Annotated in this window: 12 protein-coding genes; all 12 read right to left on the minus strand. The window is 66.6% G+C overall.

Annotated features, from left to right (window positions below; genetic code table 11):
* Window positions 1-14: 14 nt before the first annotated feature.
* Complete coding sequence (pufA, locus tag LJE61_RS03040) at window positions 15-149, minus strand: light-harvesting antenna LH1, alpha subunit (RefSeq protein ID WP_296912627.1); 135 nt, start codon at window positions 147-149, stop codon at window positions 15-17.
* Between the two features lie 81 nt (window positions 150-230).
* The gene (gene pufB, locus LJE61_RS03045) at window positions 231-377 is read right to left on the minus strand and encodes a light-harvesting antenna LH1, beta subunit (protein WP_296912623.1); all 147 of its coding nucleotides are present in this window, start codon (window positions 375-377) and stop codon (window positions 231-233) included.
* A gap of 188 nt (window positions 378-565) precedes the next feature.
* Window positions 566-1,639, minus strand: a complete 1,074-nt coding sequence (pufC, locus tag LJE61_RS03050; protein WP_296912621.1) for a photosynthetic reaction center cytochrome PufC — start codon at window positions 1,637-1,639, stop codon at window positions 566-568.
* Complete coding sequence (gene pufM / locus LJE61_RS03055) at window positions 1,636-2,610, minus strand: photosynthetic reaction center subunit M (protein WP_296912619.1); 975 nt, start codon at window positions 2,608-2,610, stop codon at window positions 1,636-1,638. The genes pufC and pufM overlap by 4 nt, the downstream gene beginning before the upstream one ends.
* A 16-nt stretch (window positions 2,611-2,626) precedes the next feature.
* The gene (gene pufL / locus LJE61_RS03060; RefSeq protein WP_296912616.1) at window positions 2,627-3,463 is read right to left on the minus strand and encodes a photosynthetic reaction center subunit L; all 837 of its coding nucleotides are present in this window, start codon (window positions 3,461-3,463) and stop codon (window positions 2,627-2,629) included.
* 115 nt (window positions 3,464-3,578) lie between these two features.
* Window positions 3,579-3,791, minus strand: coding sequence for a light-harvesting antenna LH1, alpha subunit (gene pufA / locus LJE61_RS03065; protein WP_296912614.1), 213 nt, complete (start codon window positions 3,789-3,791; stop codon window positions 3,579-3,581).
* A 79-nt stretch (window positions 3,792-3,870) separates the two neighbouring features.
* Window positions 3,871-4,014, minus strand: a complete 144-nt coding sequence (pufB, locus tag LJE61_RS03070) for a light-harvesting antenna LH1, beta subunit (RefSeq protein WP_200386185.1) — start codon at window positions 4,012-4,014, stop codon at window positions 3,871-3,873.
* Window positions 4,015-4,499: 485 nt separating this feature from the next.
* Window positions 4,500-5,939, minus strand: coding sequence for a chlorophyllide a reductase subunit Z (gene bchZ / locus LJE61_RS03075; protein ID WP_296912610.1), 1,440 nt, complete (start codon window positions 5,937-5,939; stop codon window positions 4,500-4,502).
* A 25-nt stretch (window positions 5,940-5,964) separates the two neighbouring features.
* Window positions 5,965-7,449 carry a chlorophyllide a reductase subunit Y gene (bchY, locus tag LJE61_RS03080; RefSeq protein ID WP_296912608.1) on the minus strand — a complete coding sequence of 495 codons (1,485 nt, stop codon included), beginning with the start codon at window positions 7,447-7,449 and terminating at the stop codon, window positions 5,965-5,967.
* Complete coding sequence (locus tag LJE61_RS03085) at window positions 7,442-8,425, minus strand: chlorophyllide a reductase iron protein subunit X (protein WP_519972659.1); 984 nt, start codon at window positions 8,423-8,425, stop codon at window positions 7,442-7,444. The genes bchY and LJE61_RS03085 overlap by 8 nt, the downstream gene beginning before the upstream one ends.
* On the minus strand, window positions 8,422-9,375 hold the full coding sequence (gene bchC / locus LJE61_RS03090; RefSeq protein WP_296912606.1) for a chlorophyll synthesis pathway protein BchC: 954 nt from the start codon (window positions 9,373-9,375) through the stop codon (window positions 8,422-8,424). The genes LJE61_RS03085 and bchC overlap by 4 nt, the downstream gene beginning before the upstream one ends.
* Before the next feature lie 164 nt (window positions 9,376-9,539).
* Window positions 9,540-10,550 (minus strand): methyltransferase (locus LJE61_RS03095; protein ID WP_296917382.1); only part of this gene is annotated, 1,011 nt, incomplete at its 5' end.

Genomic DNA, 10,550 nt, shown 5'->3' on the forward strand with positions numbered 1-10,550 from the left:
TGCGTACACCAGACTTACGAGCCCGAAAGCCAATTGAAGGCCGGACTGCTGAGCAGGATGAAGTGGATCAACAACGCCAGGACGAACAGGAACCCGAACAACCCAACGAGAGCTCTGCGCGGATCGAAGATCTGCCAAATTTTGTGCATCTGCTTTCTCCAGTGTCAAACGGATGGGTGTTGCCTTGTGGGAAACGCCCGGTGGGTCATCAACCATCTAGCCCCCGGCCGTCACAGCCAGGGCCGCCACAACCAGACCAGGATGTGCGCGACAACCACGATCGACGTGAATGCGACGAAGCTCGAGACGAAGATGCCGTGAAACTCCTTCGCCTCGTTGTCCGTCAGGACAGACGTCGTGCTTTTCTGGTCGGACATCGATACCTCCTCACACTGCGCCAATGCCGACGCCGTTCGGCGCCTGACCCGCCTGCGACGCCCTGCCCACAGCGGCCGGCTGCAGTCGGGCACGGCCTACATCATCGCGATCACTGCGCGCCGGACCGCGGTCCGGCGCTGCCCTTTCGGCTTCCGTGCCACACGAGCCATCGTCTGAGGCCCGTCCTTTACAGCTTCTGCGGCTGCGCAGCAGGCGGCGCCGGCGCCGGTGTTGCCGACTGGGCCGGCTCGGCAGCTTGAGCGGGGGCTGCAAGTGCCGGGTAGTCCTTCAGCATCTGAGCACCGTAGAGCGGCTTGTAGGCGCCCTGGTGGCAGGTCGCACAGCTCACCCGGTAGGGATCGCCCAGCGGCCCCTTCCGCGTCTCGGGCAACACCTCGTTGAGCGGCCAGATGTAGTCCTGGTTCAACTCTCGCACGTGCCGGATGGCATACCAGGCGGTGGTGCGTTTCGGGGTGCTCTGATCCCACGCGAAGAACGAACGGCTGTTGTGGCAGAAGGTGCAGTTGACCCCGAGCGCGCTGGACAGATGCATCATCAGGCCATAGGTCCATTCCGCCTGTTTGGTCGATGCCAGGTTGCCGCTCGGCAGGGCCGCGTCTCCGATCACCCGAATCTCGTTCGCCTGATCGAGGAAGGGCGTGAAGGGGTCGTACGGCAAGGAGGCATAGGCCACGGATGATGCCGCGATGTTCTGACCGGTCGGCGCGACGGCGGACGGCAGTTTCGGGCCGGGGTCGGTCACCCAGACGTACTCGGGCACCGGCTTGCCGCGATGACAGGTGTAGCAGGTGACACCCGTGTCGGCCACGTGGTCCTTCCAGCCGGCATTGGTATCCCGGGTCATCTGGAACATTTTGCGCGACACGACCTTGGTGTAGATGTCGTCCGAGGCCCAGTTTCCGGGCACGTGGCAATAGTTGCAGCCCTGCTCCGGGGCGACCCAGGTCGTCACCGCGACCATCAGACGCGTGAAGTCGGCGACCGAGAGGTCTTTCAGGACCTGGACGTTCTCGTAGACGTCCGAGACCATCGGCCCGCCCGGCGCCGCGGCCGGGATGGACTCCGGCGGCTGGTTGGCTTCATAGCTACGGGCCAGCAAGCGCGGATTCTTGACGTGCTCCATGGCCAGCCCACGGTACCCCAGCTGCACGGTCTCCGGAGGCGGCGCCTCGCATCCGACCAGCATGACGGAGCCGACGACCGCTGCCAGTGCAATCGATGTGTGCCTGCCATGACTCATTGCGACACCCCCTGAATCAGGTTCGGATCCACGACGACAGTGTCAATCGGGTAGGACGGTGCCACACCGTGCTTGACGGCCCAGAGGTACCAGTTGTCGACCACGGTCCCGGTCAGGAGGATTCCGATGCCGGCCGTGATCACGGTCAGGACCGCGAACCACCATGCCCAGCGGTGGATCGACTCCATCGTCGCGTTGAAGCCCATCGTCCAACGCCAGAACAGGGCCGCACGCTCAGCCGCGGTGCCGCGGTCCACCACCTGGTCGATCTCACGATCGCCGCCGAACCGGCTGACGGAGAGGATGGTGCCGCCGTGCATGGCGAACAGGAGGGCAGAGCCGTACAGGAAGGCGATCGACAGCATGTGGAATGGGTTGTAGTAGAGGTTTCCGTACCGAATCGAGAATGCCGCCGTCCAATCCAGATGCGGGAAGATGCCGAAAGGTACGGCCTCCGCCCAGCTGCCCATCAGGACCGGGCGGATGAAGCCCAGGCTCAGATAGAAGAAGATCGCCGCCGCAAAGGCCCATGAAAGCCACTTACCCATCCCGAGGTCGGCCGCCCGCTTATAGGTGCGGATCCACCAGAGGATGATGGAGGTGGTCAGGAAGAAGCCGGCCATCAGCCACCAGCCTCCGTCGGCCAGCGGCGGGATGCTCAGGCCATAGGACGGCGGCGGCGGCTCGAGCGCCAGCCAGAAGAAGTTCTTGACGAACTCGATCGGGCTCCAGTTCACCGAGGCGGCCATATTGAAGCCGATGATCTCGATGGCGATGAAGCCGAAGATCAAGGATGCGACACCGGTAAACCCGAGATAGATGGGACCAATCTGGGCATCACCGATCTTCCCGAGCCAGTAGGAGAAGAAAGGCTTGCCGAGTCGCGGCAGGTTGCCTTTCGGCAACGGCGTCCCGGGATAGGCCGGGGAGCGCACCTGCACGGCGGTGAAAATGTTCTGATATTCAGCCATTGTCGTCTCCTAGACCCTACCAGAGCGGAAGCTCAAGCCACCAGTTCCACCATTCCGGCCAACCGCGTGTCCAGAAGGGTCCGCTGATCACGATACAGACGGCGCTAAAGAAGACGGCGGCCAGCGCCAGGAACAGACCCAGGCGATGGATCCCGAGTGCACCGATGGAGTAGCCGATGAAATCACGGAAGAAGGTGTTCTCGTGCTCGCCGGTCTTGACTGGCTCGCCCTTCTCGGGGTTCGTCACCGACAGGATCAGCGAGCCATGCATCGCCAGCGCCAGGCAGGTGGTGAAGAAGAAGGTGATCGCCAGCATGTGGGCCGGGTTGTAATGGAAGTGCAGGTACTGGTAACCGACGTTGGAGACCCAGTCCAGGTGGCTCAGGATCCCGTAGGGGAAGCCGTGACCCCAGGCACCCAGCAACAGGGGGCGGATCACCACGAGCGTGACGTACGCGCCGATGGCGAATGCGAAGGCGAAGGGAACGTGAAAACCGATCCCGAGCTTGCGACAGATCTCGACCTCGCGCAGCGCCCAGGACACGAAGGCGCCGATGGCACAGAGGGTGATGATCTGCCACAGGCCGCCCTGATCGATCGGCGCCATTCCGAGACCGTAGCTGAGGTCCGGGGGAGCGATGTTGATCTGCCAGATATTGAATGTCTGCAGCTCAGCGTTCGGACCGAGGGTGGCACCCCAGACGATCAGGAGGGTGCCCAACAACGCGAAGAAGAACGCCGCGACTCCGAAGAAGCCGACATAGAACGGCCCCACCCAGAAGTCGAATAGATCTCCCCCTATCAGCGTCCCGCCACGGACGCGGTATTTTTTCTCAAAACTGAGCATGGCCATCGTTAAATCCTCTGCTGGGGAGGCATCCGGGGCGGCTGCCTCCTCTTAGCACTGTCGGCGGTAGGTGGGGTCTGGCCACCGGGCCACGCCTCCCCTGCCACCCCCGTCAAGGACGCTATTGCCTTTGGGGCACGGCCGGCGTCACCTGCATCTGGCCCACAGCGGATTGGGCCGGGATGCCGTCTTCGAGCCAGTTGAAGTCGTCGGTGCTGAGCAGGATCAGGTGGATGGCCAGCCCGAGGATCAGCAGGAAAGCGAACAGCGCGGTCAGGATCCGGCGAGGATCCATGATCAGCCAGATTTTCCAGAGGCTTTCAGTCGAGAACATATTGGTTTCTCCCAGAATCAGGACGAATTAGGTTGACTTGCCACCGCACTGTGCGGCGCCGGGGTCGGATTCGGTGACCTTACAGCCAGGGGCGCCACAGCCACGCAAGGATGTGCGCAACGATGACGATCCCGAAGAAGGTGGTCATGCTCTGCACGAAGATGCCATGGAACTCCTTCGCCTCTTCTTCGGTCAGCCCGGACATGCTGGTGTTTTCAGCCATTGATCGATCCTCCAGTAGGAGATGAACCTAAGTGACGCCGCACTGGCCCCGCGCGGCGGGGGGTCGCCGCGAGCCAACCGACCGCGGCGGAGGGGCCGCCCGCTTCGCCGGGCGGCCCCTCGACTCGAACATCCCCCTCACGAGGGACGGAACACTCGCGCCGACCGGGGTGGCAGCATCCGCTCGACAGCGACCACCCCTCACCGCTCGGCGCAGCACATCGACCCATGGACCTCGCCCTCACGGGCTCTCCCGAGCGCCGCAACCGACGAAACGTGCCTCGCGTCGAAGCGGCTGCGGTGGGGAGGGATGTCACGGGCGCGGTACGAAGGCCTGACGGGGTGGCTGGATTTAGGTGTCAGTCTAGCTTGACTGGCGCAGATGTCAATCTACATTTACACCCGGTTTGCGTGCGGACTGCTGAGCATCTGCAGCATGGCAAGGCGTTCCGCCCCGCCGGGTGGGGGGCCAATCGGCGGCGCTGGTTAGAGCGCGCCCTGGGTTTGGTGGACCCGCTCGAGTGTCACGCGCTCCTCCCCGGCGTTGCGAGCCGCTCGTTCGGCGGCGTCACGCAGACGTTTCGCGGCCGAGATCCGCACCAGTACAGGCTGCGCATCGACGAGCCTGTCGAAGGCGGCGAGCGCCTCCTCGTCCCACTGAAGCTCCCGATGCAGACGTGCCGGGGTGGCCTCGACCCGGTCCAGATCCGTGCCCAGGGGAAGGATGTTGAAGAGGGCGTCGAAGAGGGCGTTGCAGACCTCCTGCACGATGTAGGTCGCACCGGAGTAGCCCATGAAGGGTGTCCCGGTATGGCGGCGAATGACCGTGCCGGGAAAGGATGCCGGGATATAGGTGGCGCGCGCACCGATCTCGGCCAGATACATCCGCTCGTTGTAGCTGCCGAAGACGATCAGGGGCGTCTTCTCGTGCACGGCGCGACGCACGGCGTCATTGTCCGGCTTGACACCGGCCTTGCGGGAAAAGGCGAAATGGCAGGGGAGACCCAGCTCGTCCTCGAGGAAGTGACGCAGCCCCCTCGCGTAGGTCTCGGTGGCCGCGACGCCGAAGCTCGCCGTGCCGAAGAAGTCCTGGGTCACCGAGCGCCAGAGGTCCCAGATCGGTTTGATGGTCGTGTGCTTCTCGCGCTCGATGAAGGGCTCGGGATCCAGACCGAGGAGCTCCCCGAGGGTCCGCAGGAACCTGGTCGTACTGTGCAGGCCGATCGGCGCCTGCAGGAAAGGGCGCCCCAGCGCCTCGCAGAGGCCACGGCCAAACTCGCGGTACATGCAGACGTTGACCTCGGCATCAACCAGGCCGGCGACCCGGTCCAGATGGCTGCCAAGCGGGAAGACCTGATTGACCCGCGCCCCGATCCCCTCGACCAGCCGCCGCACCTCGGCGAGGTCGGAGGCCGTGTTGAAGGTCCCGTACATGGGTCCGATGATGTTCACGCCCGGGGGCTCCCCGGGTTTGCGCCGCTTGGCCTTGGGCATCCCGCCCTTCTTCAGGCCGTACTGGCTCCACAGCCAGTACATCGCCCGATTGGCGCTCTGCCATTGGTCCTCGTCGATGGTGCGCGGGAGGAAGCGATGGATGTTGGTGCCTTCGGGGGTGACGCCCCCGCCGATCATCTCGGCGATCGAGCCGGTCACGACCACGGCGGGGCGATCGGGGTCGAGGGTCGCGTAGGCGCGGCGCATCGCCTCCTCCGTGCCCTTGCGGCCCAGCTCCTCCTCGCCCAGACCGGTGACGACGACCGGGAGCTCATGCGGCGGGAGCCCGTCGGTGTAGTGCAGGACCGCGGTGACCGGGAGGTTTTCGCAACCGACCGGACCGTCGATGATGACCTGCAGCCCTTTGATGGCCGCGAAGACATAGACGGAGCCCCAATAGCCGCCGGCGCGATCGAGGTCATTGATCAACATGGGCAAGACGTCCTCGATGCGGGACTCAGCGACGCTCGGCGGCGGGCGGACGCCCCCTGTCCGGGCTCACCCAGCCGGCCTCCGGCGGCCGGTCCCAGATGCCGCCCGTCTCATCGCGACCGACACCCTCAAAGAAGCGACGCATCGCCGCGAAGCGCGCCTGATTGGCCAGGGCGGTATTGATGACCTGCGCCAGGGAACCGGCTCCGGCAGGTCCCATCAGTGGACGCGCCGAGATCAGGTTCGTGAAATAGAGGGCGGGGATGCTCATCTCCTTGGCCCTTTGCACGACCGGTGTGGTGCCGATCGCAAGATCCGGCTCGAGCGCCTCGACCGCCGCGATATCCTGCTCCAGCGAGGCCCGGAACTGCACCGGGACACCCTTGGCCTCCAACCAGGCCAGGTCCGGCGCCGACCAGGGCGTGCGCGGGCAGGCGGTGCCGACATAGGGCACCTCCGCGCCGGACTCGATCAGCAGACGCGCGACCAGCAGCTCGGAGCCCTCGTAGCCGGATACCGTGATCCGGCCCCGGATCGGACTCCCGGCCAAGGCACCGGCAATCGCCGGCAGCACCTTGTTCTTGGCGAGGGCGACCCGTTCCGGGGCGATCCCGCAGGCCGTCCCGATGGCGTCCAGCCAGCTCGCGGTGCCCTCGCGGCCCACCGGGGCCGAGCCGACGACCGGACGGCCGGCGGCGGCAAACTCGCGGCAGCTGGCGACGTATTGCGGATGGATCGCCGCCGCGACACGGCAGTCGAGCGCCGCATAGAGCTCACGCCATTCGCGCGTCGGCACCACCGGCCCCGGCGCCAGTCCCAGCGGCTCAAGCAGCATGCCGATTCCGACCGGATCCGCCGGGAACATCTCCCCGAGCAGGGTGACCGTCGGCTTCTCACTGCGCCCGCCGCGGGGCGCTTGCACCGGGCCCTGCTCGGCCTCGCTGCGCGCATACTGGAGCATGGCGCCCGCAAGCACGTCCTTCGCCTCGGCATGCGTCGGCACACCAAATCCGGGCACGTCGATCCCCAGGATGCGAACGCCGTTGATCTGCTTCGGCAAGAGGCGCAGAGGCACGCCCGAGGCGGTCGGGACGCAGAGGTTGATCACGACGATGGTGTCGTAGTGGTCGGGATCGGCCAGCTTGAGGACCGACTCGCGCACGTCCTCGAAGAGGGCGCCCGAGACCAGGGACTCTGAGTCGAACGGCACATAGCCGACCGAGCGCCGCGCACCGTAGAAATGCGAGGTGAAGGTCAGGCCATAGACACAACAGCCGGAGCCGGCCAGCAACATGGCCGTGCGCCGCATCCGCAGCCCGACGCGCAGCGCGCCGAACGCCGGACACATGGTCTGGGGCTGGTCATGCGGGCCTTTCGGGTAGTCCGCGGTCAGGCGTCTCAGCAGCACGTGATTGCCGGACGCCGCACCGCCCGAGGCGGCCGCGCGGGTCGTATCCGTCGATGATGGGGCGCCGACGGCGGGCTGCTCCCTTGCAGGGCGCTCAGACATCGTCGTAGATCACCTCGAGCGATGGCTTCATGAAGGTCTCGGCGCTGCACATGTCCTCGGGTCTGGCGGGCTCGAGGCGCACGTGCCGCCCCACCGCATCGCCCTTGAACAGAGCGAGGAGGGCATCCTGGTCGAGCGGCCTGGGATGCACCGGGGGGGCATGCGCGACGTTGATGGCGAGCTCTTCGAACAAGGGGCCCCAGCGATCGCCCGGCCGCCCGATGATCTCGTAGTTGGCGCTCTTGCGCCGGATGTCGTCATGGGCCGGGATGGTCGCCAGGATCGGGATCTCCACGGCCTGCGCGAAGGCCTGTGCCTCGCCGGTGCCGTCGTCCTTGTTGATGACCATCCCCGCCACCCCGACGTTGCCGCCGAGACCGCGAAAGTATTCCACCGCCGAGCAGACGTTATTGGCCACATAGAGCGACTGCAGGTCGTTGGATCCGACGACGATCACCTTCTGACAGAGATCGCGGGCGATCGGCAGGCCGAAGCCGCCGCACACCACGTCGCCGAGGAAGTCGAGGAGGACGTAGTCGAAGTCCCACTCGTGGAAGCCCAGGCCCTCGAGCAGCTCGAAGCCATGGATGATGCCTCGCCCCCCGCAGCCGCGGCCGACATCCGGCCCCCCGAGCTCCATGGCAAAGACGCCGTCGCGCTTGAAACAGACGTCCCCGATGGCAACCTTGTCACCGGCGCGCTTCTTCTCTCCCGAGGTCCCCAGGATGGTGGGACAGGCCCGCCCGCCGAACAGCAGGGTCGTAGTGTCGCTCTTCGGATCGCAGCCGATCAGCAGGACCTTGCGACCCTGCTGCGCCATCATGTAAGAGAGGTTGGCGAGGGTGAAGCTCTTGCCGATGCCGCCCTTGCCGTAGATGGCGATGATCTGGGTCTCTTTGATCGAGGGCGCGGCAACCGGGTCCGTGGTGGCTTGGTGCGCGGGCACCAACGCGGGTTGCTTGACGGGTACACTCACGAGTTCGATCTCCAATCCAGAATCATCTTCAGACAGGCCGGGTCGCCAAAGGCGGTGCGATACGCGGCGTCGGCGTTCGTGGCCGCCTCGCGATGCGTGATGAGACCCTCGAGGGACAGGCGACCAGAGTCCACCAGCTGCGTGACGGCGCGGATGTCGGGCGGTCGCCACTCCGCGGCGACCTGGATGCGCGCCTCGCGCATGAAGGCAGGCGGAAACGAGAACGTCAGGGGCTGGCTGTAGAACCCGGCGAGGACGATCTCCCCGCCCGGCGCCAGTCGGGCGATCAGGGTGTCGAGGATCGCCGAATCGCCGCTGACGTCGCAGACCCGGCGATAGTCGTGCCGGGAATCCTGGTCCGGCGCCATGACCGTGTAGCCATGGCCCGCGGCACCCTGGGCCCGCTCGGGATTGCGCTCCCACACCACGGGACGGGCGCCTTCGGCGAGGGCGGCGATCCGCGCCACCAGGCGCCCGAGCACCCCGTGGCCGACGATGAGGTCGAGCGGCGCGGCCCCCAGGCCGCCGATCGCGTGATGCGCGGTCGCCGCGAGCGCGAGCAGCACGGCCGCTTCGCCGAGCCCCTCGCCCACCGCGACCAGCCGCTCGCCGGGGACGACCACCCGGGATGCCGCACCGCCGAACAGGCCCCGGACCTCGCCGTAGCAGCGCGCACCCGGCACGAACACCCGCTCGCCGACCCTGACTCCGGATCGCTCTCCCGCCCAGGTGACCCGACCGACCGACTCGTAACCCGGCACCAGCGGATAGCCCATGCCGGGAAAACTCGGCATGCGTCCGGACCACAGGAGACGCTCGGTGCCGGTGCTGATGCCGCTCCACTCGATCTCCACGAGCGCCTCGTCATCGCCGGGCGGGGTGAGTGTCAGCGGCCTGAGGGACAGGCGTTCGGGCTGATCGAGGACAACGGCAAGGGTCTCGAGGTTCAATGTTCGGCTCGACGAATGGCAGCGGAATGAGACGTCAGTTTAACCAAACTTCCGTGTCAGTCTAAGCCGCGTCGAGCATAACACGGAGGCCTGGGGTGCAGGCCGGCTGCGCGCATGAACCGCCGGGCGCGGCTGCGGGCAGCGCGGTTCGCATCGGCGCCTGCTCAGACCATGCGACTGGCGACCAGCAGCCGGGTCAGGATCGGCCGCGCGGTCGGGACCAGGCGCACGGGATCGAAGACGTTGACCCGCAGCATGTGCTCGATCTCGAGCGGGGTGCGCGGACGCCCGCTCCCCATCGCCAGCAGGTAGAGGCCGAAATAGGCATCGCCGATGGGCTCGGCCCCCGGCGTCCCGGACATGGGCTCGGCCACCAGCAGGGTGCCGCCGGTCGGCAGCGCACGCCGGGCCGCCTTGATGATCTCGAGCGCCTCCGCGTCGTCGTGGTCGTGCAGGACGCGCACCAGAGAGACGATGTCCGCGCCTTCCGGCAACGGATCACGCAGCACATCGCCGCCGACGGCGGTCGCGCGCCCGCCGAGCCCCTCGCGCTCGAAACGGGCACGGGCGCGCTCGGCGACCGCCGGGAGATCGAACAGGACGACGCGCAGATGCGGCCATCGCTTGGCCGCGGCGACCAGAAAGGTCCCGTCCCCGCCGCCGACGTCCAGGAGACAACGGTGGTCCTTCAACGAGTAGGCGTCGAGCACGTCCCCGGCGATCAGGGACTGACTGTCGGACATGAGCGCCGTGTAGGCATCGATCGAGCGGTCATCCGCTTCCGCCGCATGGGTGTTGGCGGCATAGGCCCAGTACGCTGAAAGCGCCGTGGGCTTGGACTCACCGCGCAGCAGCGCGACCGGATCCGCGAGGTCCGCATAGACCATCGAGTGATGCTCGACCATCGCGGCGATCCCGGGGTTCCCGATCATGGCGGCGCCCAATTCACCCAGCGCGTACCGCTCCGCCCCGCACGGTTGCAGGAGCCGCAGACTGGCGGCCGCACGCAGCAGCCTCGTCGCGCCGTCGAGTGGAAGACCCATCCGCTCGGCCAGCTGCTCCGTGGTCAGGGGACCTTGCGCGAGGGTCGGAAACAGCTTCAGCCGGACACAGGCGAACAGGACCTGGGAATAGACGAACCCGGCGACGATGTCGAACAGCTCGCGCGCCCGCCG

This window comes from Thiocapsa sp. (genome assembly GCF_022340925.1).
Lineage (GTDB): Bacteria > Pseudomonadota > Gammaproteobacteria > Chromatiales > Chromatiaceae > Thiocapsa.

Bases quoted from the DNA above. Each gene is read 5' to 3' on its own strand.
- pufA (WP_296912627.1), bottom strand. From the start codon at position 149: ATGCACAAAATTTGGCAGATCTTCGATCCGCGCAGAGCTCTCGTTGGG.
- bchZ (WP_296912610.1), bottom strand. From the start codon at position 5,939: ATGTTGATCAATGACCTCGATCGCGCCGGCGGCTATTGGGGCTCCGTC.
- pufM (WP_296912619.1), bottom strand. From the start codon at position 2,610: ATGGCTGAATATCAGAACATTTTCACCGCCGTGCAGGTGCGCTCCCCG.
- pufA (WP_296912614.1), bottom strand. From the start codon at position 3,791: ATGTTCTCGACTGAAAGCCTCTGGAAAATCTGGCTGATCATGGATCCT.
- pufL (WP_296912616.1), bottom strand. From the start codon at position 3,463: ATGGCCATGCTCAGTTTTGAGAAAAAATACCGCGTCCGTGGCGGGACG.
- pufC (WP_296912621.1), bottom strand. From the start codon at position 1,639: ATGAGTCATGGCAGGCACACATCGATTGCACTGGCAGCGGTCGTCGGC.
- pufB (WP_200386185.1), bottom strand. From the start codon at position 4,014: ATGGCTGAAAACACCAGCATGTCCGGGCTGACCGAAGAAGAGGCGAAG.
- pufB (WP_296912623.1), bottom strand. From the start codon at position 377: ATGTCCGACCAGAAAAGCACGACGTCTGTCCTGACGGACAACGAGGCG.
- bchY (WP_296912608.1), bottom strand. From the start codon at position 7,449: ATGTCTGAGCGCCCTGCAAGGGAGCAGCCCGCCGTCGGCGCCCCATCA.